This window comes from Staphylococcus sp. 11511212, assembly GCF_011394755.1.
Lineage (GTDB): Bacteria > Bacillota > Bacilli > Staphylococcales > Staphylococcaceae > Staphylococcus > Staphylococcus chromogenes.
Genome location: NZ_JAANBQ010000002.1, coordinates 54,071 through 77,895 on the forward strand (window position 1 = coordinate 54,071; position 23,825 = coordinate 77,895).

Sequence of the window (23,825 nt, forward strand, 5' to 3'; positions counted from 1 at the left end):
TATTATTCTGTAATTTGCGGATTTGACGATACCGCTTCAACGTAATACGTATGAGGTTTTCCATTTTTATTGACGGTAATTTCCCAGTTCGCTTGTAAGACTTGTACGTTCGTTTCTTTTACGACAGTGTAGTAGCCTAAACGAATACTGTCTACAGATTGACCTGATTTTAAATATTGGTTGTAATATAGCGTTTCAATCGCTTCTCGTGCGCTAAGGACATCACGTGGTTGGTTATTCTCACCTTTAGACGGACGGATGTCTTCCATCGTTGACTGTGTATAGGATGTCGCTTTCTTCCCGTCAACATCAAACGAGAGACGCGCACGATTATTATTCATAATTGGATAACCATCATACGTTTGTTCATAGATAATTTTACCATTTCTTGTTTCATGATATTGATAGCCCGTTCCACCGTATACATTCGCATCGATATATGGTTTCAGGATAGAAATCGGGTCTTCATTCACATTCACCGCTTTATCCATTTTTTGCGTCAATGTAAAGCCGTCATTACTTGTGTCAGCTTTGTCATCATCTTTGGCTTCACTTTCGAAATTGTGGGAATCTGCGGTTATTAAACGCATTTTTACACCCTCGACGTTTGGCATATCTTTCGGCAGTTTAATATTTTCTTGTTCAAAATTCACCGCATTTTCGTTATCAGAATCATCTACATGTGATTTGTTCACTTTATCTACGTAAATATAAATTAAGCAGAGATTCGCGAGGAAGAAGACAATAATGAAAAGGGTTTTTGCTCGTTGCCAGTTCACGGTTTAATCAACTCCCCATCTCTGAATTCATACCACGCATTATTATACTTAATATACCACGTGGGCACAAATTGACTATTGCGCTGAATTTCAAGGCCATCACTGGATGCATTGTTCGTCACCATACGGTAACCAACTGTCATCAGTTGCACTTTGCCAAAATCCACGCGCCCATTACTTGCTAACTCAGAGCGAACTTCTTCAGCTTCTGGTAAGACTTTCGGTTTTTCACCGTTATCGACCGTCACATTTGTCTTCAACAATCCTCGACTGTATTCAAAGATGCCTCGTTCGCCCCAAATGACTTTAATTTGGTTACGAATGGTTGAGTCAAAAATCGGTCGACCGTTGACAAACATTTGGTAGACCATTTCACCTTTGTCACTATTGGCTTTAAACAAACGAAAATCGTCTGTAAACCCACCATGTTTATTTATAAAATCAAAGGTTCTTGGTATCCCGACATTCATATCTCTTGTACTATGTTCGTCTTCGGATAAATTCGTATAACTGTAGGTTTCTTTGTTCGCATCATAATTGACCATGCCTGTATTGTTATTGTAAGTCGTGTTGCCACTTTTCGTTGTTCGCACAATAGGCGTATCGTCAAATAAGATTGAATTTAAATCTTCGACATTGATATTACTAAAAATCGTACGGTACGTGCGTAAATCTTTCGGTTCTTTCGGCGCATATAAATACGTCGCATTATTGACTGTTGTTTGATCCGTCAATATATCTGTATACGATTCTAAGCTCGAGGACATATTACTTAAATATTGATTAATCGTCTTAACAGAAACGTTGGTACGCATTCGAATCGCACGATGTCGCTCAGCATCAATCGCATAAGCGTCTACTTTTTGACGCTGCCCAATATCTAAAATAATACGGTTAAACTTAAAATTCGCCGGAACTTTTGCCGGGACGTTCATCACTTCATTCAAATACATCGCAAGCGGGGTGTCTGTCGGGTAGTCAAAAATGATTAATCGATCACTTAACGTATTTAATGCAAGGCCGTTATCATTTTGAAATTCTTCAACTTTCGATATGTGATGTTTATCGAATAACTTGGCGAAATCATTTACATAAGGGGTCGCTGGAGCACCTTCCATCTTCTCCCCATCCACATGTATCATTTGTAAGGGAGTCATCACTTGGCCCGCATCTTTACCGTAACGCATACCAATCGCCTTCGTATTTTCTTTATTCGTATCACTGTAAGTGTCGTTCACATCGGGTGAAAAGTTCCATATCATGAACGTTAAGACGAGACTCGAAATGACGAGGAGGGTTAAGATGATAGATTTGATTAACTCTCTAATCCGCATCCCAATCACCATCTTCTATCATTTCACATGGTAACGTAATGAATATGGACGTACCTTGACCTTCCACACTGTTAGCCCAAATACGTCCGTTGTGGGCTTCGACAATTTCTTTTGAAATGGCGAGGCCTAAACCTGTCCCGCCCATTTTACGCGTTCTCGCTTTATCCACTCGGAAAAAGCGGTCGAATATTTTATCGACTTTGTTAATCGGTATCCCGATGCCGTTATCTTTAATGCGTACCGTTAATCGATTATGAACCGCATTTTGTTTCACGTGAAACTCCACGCGTTTTTCACCTCGAGAATATTTAATCGCATTCGTAATGACGTTATCAAATACTTGCGTCATTTTGTCTGGATCAATTTCTGTAAAGATGGATTGTTGTGGAATGTCGCGGACAAAGGTTGTATCTTTGGCGGACATTTCATGACGGTTAATAATTTTATTGATAAATAGATTAAAGTCGACAATTTCTTTTGTGATTTGTTCGGTTTCATTATCCATTTTTGATAAATGAAGGAGATCGTTCACGAGTCGAATCATACGCTCGGTTTCTTCACGTGTGACAGATAAAAATTGTGGCGCAATGGATTCATCTTTCCAAGCCCCTTCTTCTAACGCTTCGATGTAACTGTTCATTGAAGTTAATGGGGTGCGGAGCTCGTGCGACACGTTGGCCACGAATTCCCGACGTTCTTTTTCTACTTGTTGTTGCTCTGTAACATCGTGAAGTACGGCAATATAACCCGTGACAAAGCCGGTATGTTGCACAATATTACTAAAGTTTACCCGGGCAATAATGCCTTCTTCTTCATTAATGTCGAGGAGAAAGCTATCATGTTCCTCACTCAACTCTTCTAAAGTATAAGTATCCCGTAAGTCTAAAATATCGAAAATATGTTGTCCTGTAACATCTTCTTTCATTTTACCGAGCATTTTAAGTGCCATATCGTTAATAATACGGACACGGCCCCGTCGGTCTGTCGCAACAATACCGTCACTCATGTGGGTAATGACAGAGTCTAGACGACGCTTTTCACTCTCGGTATTGGCTTGTGCTTCTTGTACACGTTTTGACAAGTTATTGAAGGCAAGCGCCAACTCACCAATCTCGTCATTGCCGTAGATTTTCACACGCTGTGTATAATTCCCTTTTGACATCTCTACCGTTTGGTTACGCATATCTGTAATCGGTTTTGTAATCGTCCGTGCGATAAAGAACCCAAGAATCACTGTAATGATAAGAGAAATCAAAGTTCCGACGATAAAGATTTGGTTAATGTTGCTTAACTGGTCATAGACTTGGTTGATATTGGATTCGATATAAATATCGCCAATAATTCCTTCACTTGTGGTCACAGGCATATTTTTCACCCAGACACGTTGTTTTCCTTCACCATAATCTTTAAGTACTGTGTCTGAATTTTCTTGCCCAAGTGACAGTGCTTTTTGAATGGAACTTTCATTCGCTTTTTGATTGATCATATGACGATTCGATTGTTTCGAAGTCGCTAAAATGATTTGATCTGTATCGATGAAACGTATTTCAATCATTTCATTACGGTTGGCGTACTCATTCAATAAATTTTGAATATCTTTTTGGGTGTTTGTCGCCCCATTTTCATCCGCATATATTTTCTCGATACTGAGCTCTATTTGTTTCGCATTTTGGGAGATATTTGTCTTAAATGTCTCGGTCATTTCTTTTTCAAGACTGTTTGTGAAATAAAGACCGATAATTTGCATACCGATAATGATGAGTAAAACGTAGACAATAACGAGCTTAGTGTGAAGGGATTGAAATTGTTTTAACCACTTCATATTAAGCATCATCCTCTAATCATGTTGTTGAAGAAAATAACCAACACCACGACGTGTGACTATATAATCCGGGTGAGAGGGATCATCTTCAATTTTTTCTCGCAAGCGGCGAATCGTCACGTCAACTGTACGTACATCACCAAAGTAATCATAACCCCAGACCGTTTGAAGCAGATGTTCACGTGTCATAACTTGTCCCATATGATTGGCTAAATAATGAAATAATTCAAATTCACGATGTGTTAAATCAATATCTTTGCCACGCTTTTTAATGGAATACGCATCAGGGTAAATGACAATATCTTTAATCGCAATATCATTAGATTGCGCTTCAGCCTCTTGTGTCGGTTGTGTATAATGACGACGTAAGTTGGCTTTCACACGTGCAATTAATTCGCGCGTACTGAAAGGTTTAGTCACATAGTCATCCGCGCCTAGCTCGAGCCCTAAAACTTTATCAATTTCAGAGTCTTTGGCTGTTAACATAATGATTGGCATATCGTATTTTTTTCGAACTTCGCGGCAGACTTCCATACCGTCTTGTCCAGGTAACATAATGTCTAATAAAACGATGTCCGGTTCTTGTTCGTAAATTAAATCTACGGCGTCGTCGCCATCGTAAGCGACGTAGACTTCGTAACCTTCTTTTTTCAAATTAAATTCTAATATATCTGCAATTGGTTTTTCATCGTCGACTACGACTACTTTTCTTGCCATATGCTTTGACCCCATTTCATATTAAAGTGCAAAATTATACGTTTCCAATTGGCATAATCCTATATCTTATAATGTATCACTTCTAAAGGGCAAATTCTATCTATTTACTTGAATCCCTTCTGCTCAAATAAAAAAACAACGGCATTAAGTCTGTTCCAACTTAACCCATTGCTCTTTATATCGTACTCACATTTTCCTATATTTACGTATAAAAAAATGCCCATCCATATTTGGATGAGCAATTAGCGGTCCCGACGGGAATCGAACCCGCGATCTCCTGCGTGACAGGCAGGCGTGTTAAACCGCTCCACTACGGGACCATATCATGGTGACTCCTACGGGACTCGAACCCGTGTTACCGCCGTGAAAGGGCGGTGTCTTAACCGCTTGACCAAGGAGCCTCTTTTGAACACAAGATTGATTATAGCACCCCCATTTCCTGAGTGCAAGACAATTTTTAAATTTTTTTCAATAAATTTTCACATACGCTTTACATTGTTTAAAAACACACTCAAAAGTCTGTCATATCAATATGTTTCACTTATGGCGTGAAGCGTTAGTTTACTATAATATCAGACATTTTTCACATTTAAAGGGGGGTTCCTCAACTAAAAGTCCTCTCATAATGTCAGTTTTATTTTTAATAACGGGTAAAGTAAATCAAACAATACGAGGAGGTACAGATAAAATGCCAAAAAAGCCACAAGCTCAACTCAACTTTAGTGAACAAAAAAATGCGAAATCATTTATTTATAAAGCCCTCTACCAACTGAATGATGTTGTGTTAGGTCTCATCTTTTTAATTGGGAGCTTTTTATTTTTCTCAGAGACGACTGTTTTTCAAGGCACCGTACTGTTTGTCATCGGAAGTATTCAAATGATTATTCGACCACTGATTGCAATGATTCATGATTTACATATGGCGGCACTTGATCGTCATCACAATGACAAATCCACGTCTAAATCGCGCTAATATGCGTCTTTTCTTCATGTAAAACAAAAATAGGGAAGTCTAACCGCAACGTTACGGTTAGACTTCCCTCTATAAGATTAAATCCATAGTTTTTCAACGATATTCGTTTGATTACGGTCAGGACCGACAGAGAAGATAGAGATGTGGACGTTACATAATTCAGAAATGCGTTCTAAGTAGCGACGTGCATTATCTGGTAATTCGTCTAGACTACGTACGCCTGTAATATCTTCTTTCCAACCTGGTAATTCTTCAAAAATTGGCTTACAACGTTTTAAATCATTCAAGTTCGCCGGGTATTCTGTAATTTCTTTACCGTCTAATTCGTAAGCTGTACAGATTTTTACTGTATCTAAACCTGTTAAAACATCAATCGAATTGATAGATAAGTCCGTAATACCGCTCACACGGCGTGAGTGACGTAACACGACTGAGTCAAACCAACCGACACGACGAGGACGACCTGTTGTTGTTCCATATTCACGGCCGATTTCACGAATGTGATGGCCATCTTCATCGAAAAGTTCTGTTGGGAATGGACCATCGCCGACACGTGATGTGTAAGCTTTACATACGCCAACGACTTTTGAAACTTGTGTAGGACCTACGCCAGTACCTACTGTCACGTTCCCTGCGACAGGATTACTTGAAGTGACAAATGGATATGTCCCGTGGTCGATGTCTAACATGACACCTTGTGCCCCTTCGAACAATACTTTTTCATTTGCGACAAATGCATCATCTAAAACTTTTGCAGTATCTGTCACGTAAGGTGCTAAACGTTGACCCGCTTCGTAATATTCTTCAAAAATCTCTTCAAATGAAGGTGCGTCTTGTTTAAACATACCTCGGAAGTAATCATTTTTATAAGCTAAATTCTCTTTTAAGCGTTGTTCGAATACTTCTTTATCTAACAGGTCTGCCATGCGAATACCTATACGTTGTGCTTTGTCGACGTAGGCTGGGCCAATCCCTTTTTTCGTCGTACCAATTTTATTATCACCACGACGTTCTTCTTCTAATTCGTCTTGCTTTAAGTGGTATGGAAGGATGACGTGAGCACGGTTCGAAATGCGCAAGTTATCAGTTGCAACCCCACGTTCATTTAATCCGTCTAATTCTTTTAATAATGCGACAGGATCTACAACCACACCGTTACCAATAACAGATAATTTTTCTTTATAGAAAATACCTGAGGGTACTAAGTGCAATTTGTACGTTTCACCGTCAAACTTGATTGTGTGTCCTGCATTATTACCGCCTGAAAAACGTGTAATGACATCTGCTTGTTCTGCTAAAAAGTCTGTAATTTTACCTTTTCCTTCGTCTCCCCATTGTGTCCCAACTACTACGATTGATGACATAAGAGCACCTCCAACGTTTTCTCAATTAACCAAAGTGTATTTTACCAGTCTCACAGTTGGAATGCAAACCAAAAAACGAACGTTAAATTTTAGAATCATCTCTTAAGAAAAACATATTAGAAAATCTCATTTAACCTTGTCACAGCGCATAATAAGCTTATTTAAGACAAAAACTAGAATTCTTCAAAAACATACTTAAGTTGAAATTAGGCTTTGGAAACGAACAAAAATCCGTACATTAAAAACAAAAATTTGCTTAATGTACGGAAAAATATTTTTATATTGTATTATTATCCCATTTCAGCATGGGCATAATCAATGTCTGTAAACTTATTATATTGTTTCATGAAGTGTAGTTTCACTGTACCGGTCGGGCCGTTACGTTGCTTGGCGATGATGATTTCAATTTCACCGTTTTCATCGTTCGTTTGGGGTTCAAATCCTCCGTCATCGTCATCCTCTTCTCCTTCGCCACGATTGTAGTAATCATCACGATATAAAAAGGCAACAATATCCGCATCTTGCTCAATAGATCCTGATTCACGTATGTCACTCATCATCGGACGTTTATCTTGACGTTGTTCTACCCCACGTGATAACTGACTAAGGGCAATGACCGGGCACTCAAGTTCACGAGCAATCCCTTTTAACATACGAGAAATTTCAGAGACTTCTTGTTGACGGTTATCTGACGCACGTGAGCCACTGCCTTGGATTAACTGCAAGTAGTCAATCACAATCATATCAAGTCCGTGCTCTTGTTTTAAACGACGGCATTTCGAGCGCAAGTCTGTAATGCGAATCCCAGGGGTATCATCGATGAAAATTTTCGTACGAGATAATTTCCCGACAGCGACCGTAAAGCGATTCCAGTCTTCTTCAGTCATTGTTCCTGTCCGTAAACGATTCGAATCGACATTCCCAGAGCTACAAATCATACGCGTTGCTAACTGGTCCGCCCCCATTTCAAGTGAGAAAATGCCTACGGTATATTGGTCTTCATGCGTGGCCACTTTTTGCGCAATATTTAGTGCGAAAGCAGTCTTACCTACCGATGGACGTGCCGCTAATATAATCAAATCGTTACGATTAAATCCTGCCGTCATTTGGTCTAAATCACGATAACCTGTTGGAATCCCAGGGGTTTGCCCGCTATTTTGATCGAGGGCTTCAGCATTATCATACACTTGGCCTAAAACGTCTCGAATATCTTTAAACCCGTCGCTCTCACGTGTCGAAGACAATTCTAAAATGCGTCGCTCTGCATCATTTAATACAGTATCAATATCTAACTCTTCGTTATATCCATCGTTCGCGATCCTATCCGCCGTATGGATTAACTTACGCTTCACTGCATTTTTAAAGACGACGTCTGTATAGTATTGAATATTACGCGTCGTCGGAACATTGGATGTGATTTCAGCAAGATATTGAGGCCCACCCGATTCACTGATGACCCCGTCTTGTGTCAAACGGTCGAGCACTGTCACAATGTCAATGTCATTACCGTCTTCATTTAGGTTCATCATCGCACGGAAAATATGTTGGTGTGCAGTACGATAAAAAGATTCCGGCAAAAGAATTTCTTGCGTTGAAGCGATTAATTCTGGATCTAAAAATATCGCACCTAACACGGATTGTTCCGCTTCATTGCTATGGGGCATTTGTTGATGCTCATACATTCCATCCATGCGATTAACCTCCCTTACGTCCTTTTAGATACTTTACATATTTTACCACTATTCATAGTGGTTCACAAAAAAATTAAGGGGGTAGAATCTTGAAATCTCATCGATTTCTATCCTACTCCCTTAAATCATAAATTATGAGAAAGTTTTATTTCTCAACTGTATGCACGCGAATAACGCCCTCTACATCTTTATGAAGTTTCACTGGCACGTTCGTATAGCCTAACGCTTGAATACCATGTGAAAGTTCCATTTTACGTTTATCTATTTTGATGCCATGTTGTTTGTGTAATGCTTCTGCGATTTGTTTCGTACTCACAGAACCAAAGAGTTTACCGCTTTCTCCTGATTTTGCTGTGACTTCGACTTCAAGATCTTCTAATTGAGCTTTTAACGCTTTCGCATCGTCTAATTCTTGTTGTTTGTCTTTTTCAATACGTTTGTTTTGTTGTTCTAACTTTTTAAGGTTTCCAGGTGTCGCTTCGACCGCATAGTTGTTTTTAATTAAAAAGTTGTTTGCGTAACCGACTGGTACGTTTTTAACTTCACCTTTTTTACCTTTACCTTTAACATCTTGTGTGAAAATTACTTTCATGCATTATCACTCCTATCAATTTGTTCTTGGATGGCTGTTTGTAATTGTTCAATGGCCTGTTCGACGGTAACGTCTTTCATTTGCGTCGCGGCATTTGTTAAATGACCGCCCCCGCCAAGCGCTTCCATCGTCAACTGCACATTAAATTCACCTAGAGAGCGGGCAGAGATCCCGATAACATCATCTTCACGCTTAGCGACCACGTATGAGGCTTCAACGCCATCTAAACTTAACAATTCATCTGCAGCTTGAGCCACTGTCACAGGATGATAAATTTGATCCTCGTCGCCATGGGCTATCGCGATGCCATTGTCTTGCAGATTCACCGTACGTATTAACTCTGAACGTTTGATATACGTATCGATATCATCTTTTAAGAAATGTTGCGTTAAAATCGTATCTGCGCCGTGCGCGCGTAAATAGCTCGCCGCATCAAAGGTACGTGAACCCGTACGAAGCGTAAAATTACGTGTATCTACAATAATACCCGCATACATCACTGTCGACTCTAAACGTGTCAAACGTTGTTCTGTCGTTTGATACTCTAACAACTCCGTCACAAGTTCAGCTGTAGAACTTGCATAAGGTTCCATATAAATTAATAAAGGATTGGCGATAAAGTCTTCCCCGCGTCGATGATGATCGATGACGACTTTACGGTTCGCTTTATTTAAAATATCTTTATCGATGACCATTTCAGGTTTATGCGTATCTACAATGACTAAAGTTGTTTTGCTCGTCATCATATCCCACGCTTCATCTGATGTGACAAAACGTTCTTTGAGCTCAGGTTTTTGATCGATTTCGTCCATCACACGACGTAATGTCGGATCGATATCTGAGTCATTGAGAACGATATAGGATTCGAGGTTATTCATCATCGCAAAACGTGTGACACCGATTGCTGCCCCAATCGCATCTAAATCCGGTCGTGTATGCCCCATCACGATGACCTTGTCGCCTTCAAGTAAAATATCTTTGAGCGCGTGAGAAATCACTCGAGCACGCACACGTGTCCGTTTTTCCATCGGGTCAGTCTTACCGCCGTAAAAGCGCACATTACCGTTCGCACTTTTAATCGCCACTTGGTCTCCCCCACGTCCTAGAGCTAAGTCTAAGCCAGATTGCGACATTTCGCCAAGATCGATTAAGTTTTCTGATCCTTCCCCAACCCCAATACTGAGCGTTAACTGTGCACGATAGCCGACGCTCTTTTCACGCAACTGACTTAAAATATCAAAGTTGGTTTCCTCGATTTCACGCAAAATCCGACGATTCAAGTAAGCCACAAACTGATCAGAACTGTAACGCTTAAAATAAACGTTATGTTCTTGTGCCCATCGGCTAATCACACGTGTCACCATAGAGTTGATTTCAGAACGCTGCGTATCATTCATATTTTGCGTAATTTCATCGTAGTTATCTAAAAAGAGTGTTGCGATAATCGGTTGCTCATCTTCGTAGGCTTTGTTAATTTCCGCTTCTTCTGTAATGTCTAAGAAATATAAAATCCCTTCGTTTTTGGAATATTTCACACGATAGGTATAGCCATTTTGCGTGAGTTCAATTTCTTTCGCCTTATCCAATTGCTTCAGTATGTTGGGATACACTTCATTGATTGGATCGGAAATAACGTTACGCTCTGTCCGTTCTGATAGAAATTGATTCATCCATTCGATTTGGTCATTTTGGTTTAACACAATAATCCCAATTGGCATATTTTTAACAGCATGATTGCTCGCTAATGTCACTTTTCCACTTAAATCTTCTAAGTACGTATCTAGTTTTTTAAACGTCCATCTAAATAAAAAAGCACACACAATCAACACGATAAACAGTGTTATCGCAGCGATAAAACCAAATACGACACTAAAGAAAAAGCTTACACCAACACTGGCAATCGCGATTAACGTAATCAATATAAAAGGTAAGAGTAACGATTTCTTTACCGATTGACGTTTCATTTTGTCACCTCTCAACGTTTTTTAAGCATGCTTTTTAAGTTTAATCCAAGATCTAACAAGCCAATCAGGCGTGTAAGTGGATATGCGAAAATCCCTACAATAATTAAAAGGACTGTCACACCTATTGGAAACTTTTTAAGTGTACAAGCATAATGAATAAAACTTAAACCTTGAATGACAAGTAAGAAACCTAAGACGATGATAAAGTTTAAACTGATGCTTTGAGCCGTTGTTGATGGTTCTGTCACAATGCTTACGAGCAAAGCAATGGCATATATAATAAAGATAGATTTACTTAATTGCCATAAATATAAAGGTCGATATACCGGCGTTGCTACTTTAAATTGACGTAAAATCGGAAAAATAATGAGTAACGACAACATAAAGAACAACGTGAGACCCACTACAATAAACGCTGGCATTTGGATTGCCATTTGTTCTACAGATGCTTCCAACACTTTTGAAGATTGGGCATCTAAATTTTCTATTCGAATTGCTTCGTTAACAACTTTTCTATAAGGTTCTAACAATTCATGCGCATAGGGAAACATTCTGATGCTTTGTAAAATCATCATTGCACCTAACGTCACAATACTCGTCACCATCGTGACAATATACAATATGCGTTCCTTAGAAACTCTTTGGATTAATAACTGACTAATGACTAAACTCGCGAGGAGTAAAATAATCATAAAGGTTTGTACAAACAAACTCCCCGTCAGTGTTGCAACCATAATCGAAATGAGCGCTGCAAAACCGAATGAATATTTAGAGCGGTACCAAAGAATGATTCCTGGAAGCGGTGCAAAAAAGATAATGATAACGCCTAGCACTGGCATAAAATGCATGACTAAAGCTACCACAATTAAGGCTAAGGTACCTAAAAGGGTTTCTTTAGGTTTAATTTTCGAAAACAATAACGCCACTTCCAAACTTAGATTTATAGTCACTATTTTACAGGCTTTGACAAGGGTTTACAACAGACGTCAAAGTGAAACTATGGCGATGTAAAGGGCGCATTAAATTGAGTGTCCCTCTCTTTCATCGCTTTCATTTTTACCATCTATATTTTGACAAGCTTAAAATAGTTGTATTGAGGCTTTTACGAAGAGGAGGTTACCCACAATAAGCTTTGTAATAGATTGTTAACAATAGTGGAGCTGTATTTCAGTTATTTCAACTCAAATACAGCCCACCTCTGTGCACCTCATTTACATAATTATAACAAAAATGTAACATATTCGTCTAAGTTTAGCGTCTGAATCTTGAAAGTTCTAAAAAGTGATATAAATACGGGGCCCAATCATTGAAGTTAAGTAAAAAACCATCATGTCCGACATTATCTGGCACGAAGAAATGACGATGATATTGGAAGTACTCTCCTAGCGCTGCGACTTGATCGTCTGGATATAATAAATCATCCGTGAAACCCATCGTTAACACTTTTGTATTTAAGGATTGAAAAACGTCAGAGACATCCTCGCGCCCACGGAACACATCATGACTATCTAAGACGTCGAGCAGTGTCAGGTAACAGTTTAAATCGAACGTATTTTTAAATTTATCGCCTTGATGTTTTTGATATGTTACGACTTCGTCAGGCGTGAAGCGGGCTTCATAACTTTTAGAAGAGCGATAAGTTAAAAACCCCAGTTGACGTGCTATACTTAAGCCTTCCCTACCCCCTAAATGAATCGCTTGACGTGCGATTTCATTGAAAGCTCGGGAGTAAGACGAGGTTTTAGCAGTTGCGGCAAGAATAACTGCTTTTTTTACAATAAATTTCTGATTGTATAATAACTCCATCACTTGCATCCCACCGAGTGAAGCACCAATCAATACTTCTATTTTTTCAAATTGCAATGCTTGTAAGCCGAGCTCAATCGCACGGACAATGTCTCGAATCGTCAGTCGCATAGGAAAGTTTTCTTCCGTGAGACGAGAGCTAGAACCAAACGGGCTTCCAATCACATTAAATGTCAAAAACTGATAGTCGTGAAAAGGCATATAACCCCCATCGATTATTTCGCGCCACCACCCCGGATGTTCCTCCGTACCGTAAGTTAAATGATTACCTGTTAAGGCGTGACAAACCAAAACGAGGGGTTGCCCCGGATGACCGACATGTTCATATCTCAATTGTAAATTATTTATCGTTTCTCCAGATTCCATCGTAAATTCTCCTAAATATAACGTATCTACTTTATATTCCGCCAAAGTATGCCCTCCCTCTAAAAATATAAAAAAGTTGTATTGCCTAAGTACGACAATACAACTCAAATTAACGATAAACGACTTATCACTCGATTCTTTCGTTGGTTGTAGCACCGTACTTATTTCTAAGTGGTTGCTGAAGCATCACAGGGCCAAATCCCTCAACTTCTCTTAATAAGCTTGTTCTATTCAATTATTAGTTATCATAACGCATTCAGAATATTCTTGCAAATCGTTTAATACGACAAAAATAGTCGAAGTATAGCGACAGTAACAATACCGACAATCACCGTAACAGTCAAACTTCTAGAGAGTAATGCAGCCAGTGCGGTCGGCAACGCACTCCATAGAAAAATCCAATTGAACTGATAACCCCATTGTCCTTGTTGTTGCAGGATGAAGCCATCTACAACTAGTGCTGTAAATAACGTGATGGGAATAAAAGAGAGCCATTGAATGATGCGATCAGAAAGTTCTAATTTTGAAATCGCGATGAACGGTGTAATACGTAAAATCAACGTCCCAACACCTGATAAAATAATCGTCCATAAGATATACATCATCGCTCCATCACCACCCCTACACATGCCGCAAGCATTGATGATAATAGAATAGCGATATAAGACGGCATCACTACACTTAACAGTAACATCATCACTGTCACGATACCTACGAGATAGAGATATATCCGCAGTTTAGTTTTTGTCACGCCTTCAAATTGACTTAGCATTAGAAAGATGAACATCGCAATAATGGCATAATCTAAACCTAGCGCTTCCGGGTTATGTAAAATATCTCCTAACAAGGCACCCAAAATACAAATCAAAATCCAAAAAAGATAAGCCGTTAGATTGATACCATGCATCCACTGACGCCCTATAAACACTCCTTTAGAATGCGGGGCGATGGCAATACCAAAAGTTTCATCAGTGAGCAATGTACCCATGCCGATACGATGCCACAAAGGTTCATTTTTAAAACTTGGCGCAAGCGTCATGCTGAGTAAAAACATGCGACTATTCACGACTAAAGCCGTAAGCACAATAATCCAAACGGGGGTATGCACAGCCATGAGCGCAATAATAATAAATTGCGCTGCACCTGCATAAACAAGTATAGATAAAAGCGCAATTTCTAATACGCCAAAACCTGAAGCTACACCGACAATGCCAAAGGAAAATCCTATACCCGCATATCCGAGTAACGTCGGGATACAATCTTTAATCCCTTGTTTGAACGTCACGTAAGCCATCTCTTCTACCCCCTTCATAAAAATTAAACCCATTTTATTATAAACAACATCAAATTTCTACAAGGTCAGCGTGAAGTTTGTCTTACGTTAGACTGAAGAATGTCTAAAAACGCTGAATTTACAACATTTTAATGCACCTTAATTTTCAGACAATTTATATATATAAAAGCGTTTAAACCCTAACTTTTCCCCTCCCCTACTCATAATAATCAACATCAAAATAGCTAAGACACGCTGTTGATGTCTTAGCTTTTATTTTATTTATCTATTTAATTTAAAGAGCTTCGATGACTGTTTGACCACCCATAAATGGAACAAGTGCTTCTGGCACAGTAATTGAGCCATCTTCATTTTGATAGTTTTCAACAATCGCTGCAAATGTACGGCCAACCGCAAGTCCTGAACCGTTGAGTGTATGCGCATATTCTGGTTTTGCCTCTTTATCACGTTTGAAACGGATATTCGCACGACGCGCTTGGAAGTCTACACAGTTAGAGCAAGAACTGATTTCTTTATAGTCATTGTAGCTTGGTAACCATACTTCTAAGTCGTATGTTTTGCTAGAACCAAAACCAATATCTCCTGTACATAAAATCACGCGACGATACGGTAAACCAAGTTCTTCTAAAATCGCTTCCGCATGACTTGTCATTTCTTCTAACGCATTCCAAGAGTCTTCTGGTTTTTCGATACGTACCATTTCTACTTTATTAAATTGATGCAAACGGATAAGACCGCGTGTGTCACGTCCTGCAGAACCCGCTTCACTTCTGAAACATGCAGTTTGACCTGTAAATTTCTCAGGTAAGACTCCCGGCTGGATAATTTCATCACTGTAGAAGTTTGTAAGAGGTACTTCTGCTGTTGGAATAGTATATAATCCTTCTTTTTCTACTTTAAATAAGTCTTCTTCAAATTTTGGTAGTTGGCCTGTACCATACATTGTTTTCGGGTTCACGAGTTGAGGCGCTACCATTTCACGGTAACCGTGTTGTGTTGTATGTTTCGTTAACATGTAGTTCATTATCGCACGTTCTAATTTCGCACCTTCACCTGTTAAGAAAACAAAACGTGCACGGGCTACTTTTGCAGCACGTTCAAAGTCTGCCATTTTAAGAGATTCTAGGAGATCCCAATGCGCTTTAGGTTCAAATTCGAATGATCTTGGTGTTCCCCATCTTTTTTGTTCCACGTTTTCAGAATCGTCTGCGCCTTGAGGAACGTCATCATGAATTAAGTTAGGAATGCGAGATAATTTATCGTGTAATGCAGTATCTACTTCTTTTAATTCTGCATCAATCGCTTTAATTTTTTCACCAACTTCACGTTGGGCTTTAATTTCATTGTCCGCATTTTCTTTATTACGTTTCTTTTGTGCAATTGCTTCAGAGGCTTTATTGCGCTCTGATTTTAACTCTTCTGTTTGTTGAATCAATTCACGGCGTTGTGTATCGAGGTTTAATACCTCATCTACAACAGATGTATCATCACCACGTAAAGCGATTTTTTCTTTCACGTATTCTGGGCTCGTTCTAAATAATTTAATGTCTAACATGTATGTCATCCTTTCAAATTTTTTTAGGTAACAAAAAAACCACATCCCCTGTACTACAAGGGACGTGGTTTACGCGTTGCCACCCTATTTAACAGACAAAAGTCTGCACTCTACAAAGTTAACGGTTTGACCCGAATTGTTATTCACGTAGGTAGATTTCATATGTCACGTATTATTTGTTCGCACCCACCACAAATTCTCTGAAATCGATACATATTACTTAGCCTACAAACAATTGATTATTAATTTAATTTCAATATAGCAAATTCATTTTCGTAGCGCAAGGGCTAAATTGTGAACAGTTTTTATATGTGATAAGCGGCCTCTTTTAAGTACTGTGCCATACGTTCAATATCTTTATGAAATTGACGATCTTCATTGATAGACGGAATAATCTTTCTTAAAGCTTCGTACTTTTCACGTGTTTTTGGTGATAACCCTTCAATGCCTTTTAGTTCGACGGCTTGTAAAGCAATAATCGCTTCAATCGCGAGGACGCGGCGCACGTTCTCTAATATTTGATAGCCATGACGTGAAGCGATGGTTCCCATTGAGACATGGTCTTCTTGATTGGCTGAGGATGGAATAGAATCCACACTTGCCGGGTGGGATAACGTTTTATTTTCAGAAACTAAACTTGCAGCGGCATACTGCATAATCATGGCGCCACTTTGTAATCCAGGTTCTGGACTTAAAAATGCCGGAAGCTCTCCATTGAGTTGTGGATTGACTAAACGCTCTAAGCGGCGTTCTGAAACGTTGGCTAATTCACTCAATCCAATTTTTAGAAAATCTAACGCAAAAGCGACGGGTTGACCGTGAAAGTTACCTCCTGAAATCACTAACGTGTCATCACCTTCATCGAAAATCAATGGATTATCATTCGCCGCATTCATCTCAAATTCTAATTTCTCTTGAACATAATTAAAGACTTGAAAACTCGCACCATGAATTTGTGGAATACAGCGTAATGTATAAGGGTCTTGAACACGAATCTCTCCTTGACGCGTTGTAAGTTTCGATCCGTCTAGCCAGTCTGACATCCGTCTTGCTACCGCCGTTTGTTCCTCAAAATTTCGGACGAGATGTACCTTTTCATTATAGGCATCTGTAATACCGTTCAAGGCTTGATGTGTGAGTGAAGCAATCCATTCCGCTTCATAGCCTAGACTTTCCGCTTCAATCATTGTCACAACGCCTTGAGCTGTCATGGCTTGTGTCCCGTTAATTAAGGCAAGGCCTTCTTTGGCTTGTAACGTTAAAGGCTGACGATTCAAACGTTTTAAGACGTCCGCGCTGTCTAAAATCTCCCCTTGATAAGACACGCGACCTTCGCCAATCAGTGCCAGTGCTAAATGTGAAAGAGGAGCCAAATCCCCTGAAGCACCTAATGATCCTTGTTGTGGAATGACTGGAATAATACGCTCATTAATAAAAAACGTCAATTGCTCGACAAGGTCTGTCGTCACTCCTGAATGGCCTTTGAGCAATGTATTTAAACGTAACACCATCATCACTAAAGCTACATTTTCCGCAAAAGGTGCTCCGACTCCACAGGCATGTGAGCGAATTAAATTAACTTGGAGTTGATTGTATTTTTGTTGGTCGATTAACACATCACTAAACAAACCAAATCCTGTCGTAATACCATAAATCGTTTCTTTGTTTTGAATAATGCGTTCTACGGTCGCACGACTTTGACGCACACGTTGAAGCGCATCTGCCGTGACTTCTATTTGGCCTTGTTGTGCTAAAAATTCGCGTATCGCATGAATGGATAGTTGATCACCCGTTAAACGTAGTGTCATCATGAATTCCCCCTTTGTTTATAACTCATCCCACTCAAGTATAGTTGTCAAAAAATAGCGTGACAATAGTTCTCACAATATCCGTAACGTATTATCGAGGTAGTCATTTAACGTGATAAATGATTCTTCGATTAACTATTGACGAAACTGAGAGACAGGTTTAATATATCTTGTTGTATTTAGACTATTTTTTATGAGCAATTATATAGGTTTGAATCTTTAAAATATAAAAAAAATAACGTAATGATCATGAACTAAACAAAGGAGGTTAAACGTGTGCAAACTTTAACCAGTGTCAATATCCCTAAACGTAAACAAGAAACACATAAAGGGGATTACGGACGTATCCTCTTAATTGGAGGCAATGCCAATCTAGGAGGCGCCATCATGCTTGCAGCCCGTGCATGCGTGTATAGTGGGGCAGGATTGATTACCGTTGCCACACATCCAACGAATCACGCTGCACTCCATTCACGCTGTCCAGAAGCAATGGTCATCGATATTAACGATACGAAAAAACTGACAAAAATGATCGAGTCTTCAGACTGTATTTTAATTGGACCTGGATTGGGTCTTGATTTTAAAGGCAATAATGCGATGACCTTCTTGCTTCAAAATATTTTACCGCACCAAAAATTAATCGTTGATGGCGATGCGATTTCAATCGTAAGCAAATTGCGACCAGAAATTCCTTCATGCCATGTCATTTATACGCCACATCAAATGGAATGGGAGCGTCTGAGCGGTATCCCTATCGCCGAACAAACATATGAACGTAATCGTGAAGCCGTCAATCGCTTAGGAGCGACGGTCGTATTGAAAAAACATGGGACTGAAATTTTCTTTAAAGAGGATGAATATAAATTACAAATTGGTCATCCCGCCATGGCGACAGGAGGAATGGGGGACACCTTAGCAGGGATGATTACAGGCTTTGTCGGTCAATTTGACAATCCGATTGATGCCATCACTAGTGCGACTTACACGCATAGTTATATTGGTGAAAAATTATCTGAGACGATGTATGTTGTGCCTCCTTCTAAACTCATTGATGAAATTCCATTTGCGATGAAAGCTTTAGAACAATAAAAATAAGCCAGAGATGAGCAAGGACGCTCATTTCTGGCTTTTCTTATATTATTATTCTTCTGAATCTGCATTTTCTATATCTTCATTAACGCGATCCATAAAGTCTTGACGTAAATCTTCACGTTGCTCATTTGATTGACGTCTGTCTTCTGGCTCAGTGCCCTCAGTGTGAATGGTATCGCCTGGAACACTATCCTCAACCACTTGTTCTGTCGGTTGCGTTGTGCCATCTGGCGTTGTTTCGTTCACTTCTTCTAAGTCTTCAGGTTCACGTTTTACTTTAGCTACAGTGGAAACAAACTGATCATCTGCCATTTTAATTAAACGTACCCCTTGCGTCATACGACCATTTTTAGAAATATCTTGAACTTCCATACGAATAATCACACCATGGTTTGTGACGACCATAATGTCTTCATCTCCAGAAACTGTACCGATACTAATCAATTGACCGTTACGCTCTGTGATTTTCGCAGTTTTCACACCCATACCACCACGATTTGAAAGACGATATTCACTGACAGGTGTGCGCTTACCGTAACCTTTTTCGGTCACCACAAGCACTTCATCTTCACTATCCTCATTGGCGACACCTAAACCGACGACAATATCATCATTGCGTAGTTTAATACCGCGGACCCCTGCGGCAATACGACTCATTGCACGGACATCCGTTTCTTTAAAGCGAATCAATGAGGCATTTGCTGTACCGATAAGGATATGTTTATGACCATCTGTCAGACGAACCGCGACAAGCTCGTCATCGTCACGAAAGTTAATCGCGATTTTACCGTTTTTATTGATACGGTTAAAGTTGCTGAGTGCTGAACGTTTGATAAGCCCTTTTTTCGTCGCAAAAACGAGAAAGTCTTCTTCAGAATCCAAGTCTTTCACAGCAATCATCGTACTGATAGTTTCATCGCTATCAAGTTCAATCGCATTCACAATTGGAATCCCTTTAGACTGACGGGAGAGTTCCGGCACTTCGTATCCTTTCAGTTTATAGACGCGGCCTTTATTTGTGAAGAACAGGACGTGATTATGCGTACTTGTTGTCACAAGTTGACTCACAAAGTCATCTTCTATGGTATTCATTCCTTGAACGCCACGTCCGCCACGGTTTTGTGAACGGTAAGTTGAAGCCGGTAAACGTTTAATATAGTTTTTATGACTTAATGTAATCACAATTTGTTCTTCAGGAATTAAATCTTCATCCTCAAGGTTGTCTACGCCACCAAGTTGAATTTCTGTACGACGTTCATCCCCATATTTATCACGGATTTCAATTAATTCTTCACGCACAAGATCTAACAATTTTTCTTCATCCGCTAAAATCGCTTCAAGTTCTGCGATATAAGCAACCAAATCATTATATTCTTGTTCAATTTTATCACGCTCTAAGCCTGTCAGACGTCTTAAACGCATATCTAATATAGCTTGGGCTTGACGTTCAGATAAATTAAAGCGCGATTGCAAGCTTTCCATGGCAATTTTATCTGTATCTGATTCACGAATAATCGTAATGATTTCATCAATATGGTCTAACGCAATACGTAGTCCTTCTAAAATATGCGCACGATCTTTCGCCTTACGTAAGTTATATTCAGTACGACGACGCACAACTTCTTTTTGGTGCTCTAAATAGTGATATAACGCTTGCTTTAAGTTAATCAGCTGAGGACGACCATTGACGAGCGCAATCATATTTACACCGAATGAGGTTTGAAGCGGTGTCAATTTATAGAGATTGTTTAAGATGACATTTGCATTCGCATCTTTTCTCACGTCAATGACCACTCGGACACCCGTACGTAAACTTGTTTCATCACGTAAATCGGTAATCCCCTCGATTTTCTTATCACGTACTAAATCAGCAATTTTTTCAATCATACGTGCTTTGTTTACTTGGAATGGGATTTCTGTCACAACAATACGTTCGCGACCACCCCCACGTGATTCAATTTCAGCACGGGCACGCATGATAACAGAGCCACGCCCTGTTTCATAAGCGCGTCTAATGCCACTTTTTCCAAGAATTAATCCTGCTGTTGGGAAGTCTGGCCCCGTAATATCTTCCATCAATTCATTGATTGTCATTTCAGGATTACGGCTTAAGCTCAGCACACCATTAATCACTTCGGTCATATTGTGTGGCGGAATGTTTGTCGCCATTCCGACAGCAATCCCTGATGCGCCGTTGACAAGTAAATTTGGGAAACGTGAAGGTAACACGCTCGGTTCACGTTCATTGCCATCATAGTTGTCGATAAAATCGATGGTATCTTTGTTGATGTCTCTTAATAACTCTAGTGCGATTTTAGTCATACGTGCTTCGGTATAACGCATCGCTGCCGCACCATCACCATCCATCGAACCAAAGTTCCCTTGACCGTCTACGAGTGGATAACGATAGCTGAAATCCTGTGCCATACGTACCATTGCCTCATAAATTGACGAGTCACCGTGAGGATGATATTTACCCATAACATCCCCAACGATACGCGCAGACTTTTTATACGGCTTATCTGGTGTCATACCTTGTTCATTGAGGCCATATAAGATACGACGATGTACAGGCTTTAAGCCATCTCTTACATCTGGTAAAGCACGAGAAACGATAACGCTCATCGCGTAGTCTAAAAAGGACTCACGCATCTCGTTACTTATGTTTCGTTCATTTATTCTTGATTCAGGTATTTCAGCCATCAAGATATCCTCCTTCTAATTGAACCGTTACGCTAGAAATCTAAATTAGCGTAAACAGCGTTATCTTCAATGAACTGACGACGATTTTCTACGACGTCACCCATTAACATTTCAAACGTTTGGTCTGCTTCAATCGCATCATCAAGCGTCACTTGAAGCATCGTACGATTTTCTGGATTCATTGTCGTTTCCCACAATTGATCTGCATTCATTTCCCCAAGACCTTTATAGCGTGCAATAGACCATTTCGGCGTTGGATTCAATGTTTCTTTCAATTTATCGAGCTCACGATCATTAAACACATAATATTTTTGTTTTCCTTGCGTTAATTTATAAAGCGGCGGTTGCGCAATATATACATATCCCGCTTCAATCAACGGTCTCATAAAGCGATAGAAGAACGTCAGCAATAATGTTCGGATATGGGCACCATCGACATCTGCATCGGTCATAATCACAATTTTGTGGTAACGGGATTTTGAAATATCAAATTCTCCACCAATACCTGTCCCAAATGCAGTGACCATTTGACGAATTTCATTGTTGTTTAAAATTTTATCTAAACGCGCTTTTTCAACGTTTAAAATTTTACCACGCAACGGTAAAATCGCTTGTGTGCGTGAATCACGCCCTGATTTTGTAGACCCCCCGGCAGAGTCCCCTTCGACTAAGAAAATTTCACTTTCAGAAGGGTCCTTACTTGAACAGTCCGCTAACTTCCCTGGTAAACTCGAAATATCTAAGGCCGATTTACGACGTGTCACTTCACGTGCTTTTTTAGCTGCTAGACGTGCACGTGAAGCCATAATTCCTTTTTCGATAATGACACGGCCGACTTGTGGATTTTCGTATAAGAAACGCTCGAATAACTCAGAAAAGATGCGGTCTACAATTTGACGAACTTCAGAGTTGCCTAATTTTGTTTTCGTTTGCCCTTCAAATTGAGGATCCCCATGTTTCACTGAAACGATGGCCGTTAAACCTTCGCGTGTATCTTCACCTGATAAACGTTCTTTGTCATCTTTAATGAGTTTGTTTTGCGTGCCATAGCTATTTAACACACGTGTTAACGCACGTTTAAAACCATCTTCATGCGTCCCACCTTCATAAGTGTGAATGTTATTTGCATATGTTAATAAATTCGTCGCAAAACCGCTGTTGTATTGCAAGGCAATTTCAACTTCGACATCCTCTTTAGATTCATGGACATAAATAGGTTCTGGATGAATTGCTTCTTTATTCTCGTTTAGAAGCTCTACATACGACTTTATCCCACCTTCGTAGTGGTAGTTATCCTCACGTGAAGATTCGTCGTCACGCTCGTCTCTGAGTGTGATTTGAATCCCTTTGTTTAAGAAGGCCAATTCACGAATACGCGATTGTAATGTTTCATAGTTGTATGTTGTTGTTTCTTGGAAAATCGTGCCATCTGCTTTAAAGCGAATGGCTGTCCCTGTTTTGTCCGTATCACCGATTTGTTTCAAATCAAAAGCAGGTACGCCTTTATGATAGGCTTGGTGGTGAATACGCCCATCTCGGTGGACGTAAACTTCTAGTGTTTCACTGAGGGCATTCACGACAGAGGAACCTACACCGTGGAGTCCCCCTGACACTTTATAACCGCCACCACCGAATTTACCACCGGCATGTAGGACCGTCAGAATGACTTCAACGGCAGGGCGCCCCATTTTTTCTTGGATATCTACAGGAATCCCACGTCCATTGTCTGTAACTTTAATCCAATTATCTTTTTCGATGACCACTTCGATTTCATCTGCATAGCCTGCGAGTGCTTCATCGATACTGTTATCGACAATTTCCCAAACAAGATGATGCAATCCGCGTTCTGAAGTTGATCCAATATACATACCTGGGCGCTTTCGAACCGCTTCAAGTCCTTCTAAAACTTGAATCTGACTGGCACCATAGTTTTCTGAGTTGTTCACATCAGCCAATGTTTCCACC

18 protein-coding genes, 2 tRNA genes, 1 riboswitch and 1 other annotated feature are annotated in these 23,825 nt (G+C 39.8%); of the genes, 2 read left to right on the plus strand and 18 right to left on the minus strand.

The features are described from left to right. Nucleotides 1–2: 2 nt before the first annotated feature. The 6 genes from G8Y84_RS00570 to G8Y84_RS00595 all read right to left on the minus strand — a co-directional run bounded on the left by G8Y84_RS00570 (nucleotide 3) and on the right by G8Y84_RS00595 (nucleotide 5,053). Nucleotides 3–779, minus strand: a complete 777-nt coding sequence (locus tag G8Y84_RS00570) for a two-component system regulatory protein YycI (RefSeq protein WP_037575288.1) — start codon at nucleotides 777–779, stop codon at nucleotides 3–5. Continuing rightward, nucleotides 776–2,113 carry a YycH family regulatory protein gene (locus tag G8Y84_RS00575; RefSeq protein ID WP_165806047.1) on the minus strand — a complete coding sequence of 446 codons (1,338 nt, stop codon included), beginning with the start codon at nucleotides 2,111–2,113 and terminating at the stop codon, nucleotides 776–778. Before G8Y84_RS00575 ends, G8Y84_RS00570 begins: the two co-directional genes overlap by 4 nt. Further along, nucleotides 2,103–3,935 carry a cell wall metabolism sensor histidine kinase WalK gene (gene walK / locus G8Y84_RS00580; RefSeq protein WP_105965568.1) on the minus strand — a complete coding sequence of 611 codons (1,833 nt, stop codon included), beginning with the start codon at nucleotides 3,933–3,935 and terminating at the stop codon, nucleotides 2,103–2,105. The genes G8Y84_RS00575 and walK overlap by 11 nt, the downstream gene beginning before the upstream one ends. A 15-nt stretch (nucleotides 3,936–3,950) precedes the next feature. Then, nucleotides 3,951–4,652, minus strand: a complete 702-nt coding sequence (gene yycF, locus G8Y84_RS00585) for a response regulator YycF (RefSeq protein WP_037575295.1) — start codon at nucleotides 4,650–4,652, stop codon at nucleotides 3,951–3,953. A gap of 246 nt (nucleotides 4,653–4,898) precedes the next feature. After that, nucleotides 4,899–4,972, minus strand: a tRNA-Asp gene (locus G8Y84_RS00590). A gap of 6 nt (nucleotides 4,973–4,978) precedes the next feature. Continuing rightward, nucleotides 4,979–5,053: transfer RNA gene (locus tag G8Y84_RS00595), tRNA-Glu, on the minus strand. Between the two features lie 287 nt (nucleotides 5,054–5,340). Here G8Y84_RS00595 and G8Y84_RS00600 point away from each other — a divergent pair. Continuing rightward, on the plus strand, nucleotides 5,341–5,625 hold the full coding sequence (locus tag G8Y84_RS00600; protein WP_051604985.1) for a YrhK family protein: 285 nt from the start codon (nucleotides 5,341–5,343) through the stop codon (nucleotides 5,623–5,625). Between the two features lie 77 nt (nucleotides 5,626–5,702). Here G8Y84_RS00600 and G8Y84_RS00605 read toward each other — a convergent pair whose 3' ends face one another. From G8Y84_RS00605 to hutH, 10 genes are all read right to left on the minus strand, one after another. Next, nucleotides 5,703–6,989: an adenylosuccinate synthase gene (locus G8Y84_RS00605; protein WP_037575297.1), complete on the minus strand. Its 1,287-nt coding sequence runs from the start codon at nucleotides 6,987–6,989 to the stop codon at nucleotides 5,703–5,705. Between the two features lie 290 nt (nucleotides 6,990–7,279). Further along, nucleotides 7,280–8,680, minus strand: a complete 1,401-nt coding sequence (gene dnaB, locus G8Y84_RS00610) for a replicative DNA helicase (RefSeq protein ID WP_103159118.1) — start codon at nucleotides 8,678–8,680, stop codon at nucleotides 7,280–7,282. Between the two features lie 145 nt (nucleotides 8,681–8,825). Continuing rightward, the gene (gene rplI, locus G8Y84_RS00615) at nucleotides 8,826–9,272 is read right to left on the minus strand and encodes a 50S ribosomal protein L9 (RefSeq protein ID WP_103159119.1); all 447 of its coding nucleotides are present in this window, start codon (nucleotides 9,270–9,272) and stop codon (nucleotides 8,826–8,828) included. Then, nucleotides 9,269–11,236, minus strand: a complete 1,968-nt coding sequence (locus G8Y84_RS00620; protein ID WP_103159120.1) for a DHH family phosphoesterase — start codon at nucleotides 11,234–11,236, stop codon at nucleotides 9,269–9,271. The genes rplI and G8Y84_RS00620 overlap by 4 nt, the downstream gene beginning before the upstream one ends. Nucleotides 11,237–11,247: 11 nt before the next feature. After that, on the minus strand, nucleotides 11,248–12,153 hold the full coding sequence (locus tag G8Y84_RS00625) for a DUF2232 domain-containing protein (protein WP_037575303.1): 906 nt from the start codon (nucleotides 12,151–12,153) through the stop codon (nucleotides 11,248–11,250). 334 nt (nucleotides 12,154–12,487) lie between these two features. Beyond that, nucleotides 12,488–13,453 (minus strand): homoserine O-acetyltransferase MetX, encoded by a 966-nt coding sequence (gene metX, locus G8Y84_RS00630; RefSeq protein WP_103159121.1) that lies wholly within the window; start codon nucleotides 13,451–13,453, stop codon nucleotides 12,488–12,490. Between the two features lie 76 nt (nucleotides 13,454–13,529). Continuing rightward, nucleotides 13,530–13,631: riboswitch (SAM riboswitch) on the minus strand. A gap of 55 nt (nucleotides 13,632–13,686) precedes the next feature. Next, complete coding sequence (locus tag G8Y84_RS00635) at nucleotides 13,687–14,013, minus strand: AzlD domain-containing protein (protein ID WP_103159122.1); 327 nt, start codon at nucleotides 14,011–14,013, stop codon at nucleotides 13,687–13,689. Next, on the minus strand, nucleotides 14,010–14,702 hold the full coding sequence (locus tag G8Y84_RS00640; protein WP_037575308.1) for an AzlC family ABC transporter permease: 693 nt from the start codon (nucleotides 14,700–14,702) through the stop codon (nucleotides 14,010–14,012). The genes G8Y84_RS00635 and G8Y84_RS00640 overlap by 4 nt, the downstream gene beginning before the upstream one ends. Nucleotides 14,703–14,976: 274 nt before the next feature. Continuing rightward, a complete protein-coding gene (gene serS / locus G8Y84_RS00645; protein WP_037575310.1) occupies nucleotides 14,977–16,257 on the minus strand; it encodes a serine--tRNA ligase in 1,281 nt (426 codons plus the stop codon). 55 nt (nucleotides 16,258–16,312) lie between these two features. Beyond that, nucleotides 16,313–16,497, minus strand: a binding site (T-box leader). Between the two features lie 65 nt (nucleotides 16,498–16,562). Next, complete coding sequence (gene hutH / locus G8Y84_RS00650; protein ID WP_037575311.1) at nucleotides 16,563–18,065, minus strand: histidine ammonia-lyase; 1,503 nt, start codon at nucleotides 18,063–18,065, stop codon at nucleotides 16,563–16,565. Between the two features lie 276 nt (nucleotides 18,066–18,341). On the opposite strand from hutH, the gene G8Y84_RS00655 reads away from it, so the two are divergent. Beyond that, nucleotides 18,342–19,154: an NAD(P)H-hydrate dehydratase gene (locus tag G8Y84_RS00655; protein WP_107367128.1), complete on the plus strand. Its 813-nt coding sequence runs from the start codon at nucleotides 18,342–18,344 to the stop codon at nucleotides 19,152–19,154. 51 nt (nucleotides 19,155–19,205) lie between these two features. Here the strand turns inward: G8Y84_RS00655 and gyrA are convergent, their stop codons facing one another. Next, the gene (gene gyrA / locus G8Y84_RS00660) at nucleotides 19,206–21,860 is read right to left on the minus strand and encodes a DNA gyrase subunit A (protein ID WP_037575314.1); all 2,655 of its coding nucleotides are present in this window, start codon (nucleotides 21,858–21,860) and stop codon (nucleotides 19,206–19,208) included. A 32-nt stretch (nucleotides 21,861–21,892) separates the two neighbouring features. After that, entirely contained in the window at nucleotides 21,893–23,824 is a 1,932-nt protein-coding gene (gene gyrB, locus G8Y84_RS00665) for a DNA topoisomerase (ATP-hydrolyzing) subunit B (protein ID WP_371874982.1), read from the minus strand. Nucleotide 23,825: the final 1 nt, after the last annotated feature.

Coding starts and splice junctions, on each gene's coding strand:
- G8Y84_RS00575 (WP_165806047.1), bottom strand. CDS start 2,113: ATGCGGATTAGAGAGTTAATCAAATCTATCATCTTAACCCTCCTCGTC.
- walK (WP_105965568.1), bottom strand. CDS start 3,935: ATGAAGTGGTTAAAACAATTTCAATCCCTTCACACTAAGCTCGTTATT.
- yycF (WP_037575295.1), bottom strand. CDS start 4,652: ATGGCAAGAAAAGTAGTCGTAGTCGACGATGAAAAACCAATTGCAGAT.
- G8Y84_RS00600 (WP_051604985.1), top strand. CDS start 5,341: ATGCCAAAAAAGCCACAAGCTCAACTCAACTTTAGTGAACAAAAAAAT.
- G8Y84_RS00605 (WP_037575297.1), bottom strand. CDS start 6,989: ATGTCATCAATCGTAGTAGTTGGGACACAATGGGGAGACGAAGGAAAA.
- dnaB (WP_103159118.1), bottom strand. CDS start 8,680: ATGGATGGAATGTATGAGCATCAACAAATGCCCCATAGCAATGAAGCG.
- rplI (WP_103159119.1), bottom strand. CDS start 9,272: ATGAAAGTAATTTTCACACAAGATGTTAAAGGTAAAGGTAAAAAAGGT.
- G8Y84_RS00620 (WP_103159120.1), bottom strand. CDS start 11,236: ATGAAACGTCAATCGGTAAAGAAATCGTTACTCTTACCTTTTATATTG.
- G8Y84_RS00635 (WP_103159122.1), bottom strand. CDS start 14,013: ATGATGTATATCTTATGGACGATTATTTTATCAGGTGTTGGGACGTTG.
- G8Y84_RS00640 (WP_037575308.1), bottom strand. CDS start 14,702: ATGGCTTACGTGACGTTCAAACAAGGGATTAAAGATTGTATCCCGACG.
- serS (WP_037575310.1), bottom strand. CDS start 16,257: ATGTTAGACATTAAATTATTTAGAACGAGCCCAGAATACGTGAAAGAA.
- hutH (WP_037575311.1), bottom strand. CDS start 18,065: ATGACACTACGTTTAACGGGTGATCAACTATCCATTCATGCGATACGC.
- gyrA (WP_037575314.1), bottom strand. CDS start 21,860: ATGGCTGAAATACCTGAATCAAGAATAAATGAACGAAACATAAGTAAC.